The following is a 394-nucleotide window of genomic DNA, read 5'->3' as shown; positions in this document are numbered from 1 at the left end:
CTATAAGCATGCGGCGAGGCATCTGGCGGACTGTGCATCCTTTGCGCCTCATATCGATGACTTCGGCAACACCAGATCCCATGACCTCTATGTCGCGGAACTCAAACGTCGGCACGGCAAGAAGCATGGCTTCTGGAGCCTGGTGACCTAAGTTGCTCCGGATACCTTACCTCAGAGAGGAATTCCATGACGACCACTTCCTGGCACGCCGATCCGCTGACTTGGGGCACTGGACCCCGCATCTTCGAAGCCTTTCTGGAGCCGACTTGCCCCTACTCGGTCAGAGCGTTCAACAAGCTCGACGAACTGCTGAGCCAGGCCGGTGAGGACAAGATCACCGTGAAGATCCGCCTGCAGTCGCAGCCCTGGCATATGTATTCGGGTGTCCTCGTCC

1 protein-coding gene and 1 pseudogene are annotated in these 394 nt (G+C 57.9%); both read left to right on the top strand.

The window, feature by feature from the left end:
* On the top strand, positions 1-151 hold a 151-nt coding region (locus K6M89_RS31815; RefSeq protein WP_369010571.1), incomplete at its 5' end, for a DUF6880 family protein.
* 35 nt (positions 152-186) lie between these two features.
* A pseudogene (locus tag K6M89_RS30695) lies at positions 187-394 on the top strand (thioredoxin); the annotation flags it as partial.

The organism is Rhizobium croatiense, assembly GCF_019793465.1.
GTDB classification, from domain to species: Bacteria; Pseudomonadota; Alphaproteobacteria; order Rhizobiales; family Rhizobiaceae; genus Rhizobium; species Rhizobium croatiense.
This window is presented reverse-complemented; position numbering and strand designations above follow the sequence as displayed.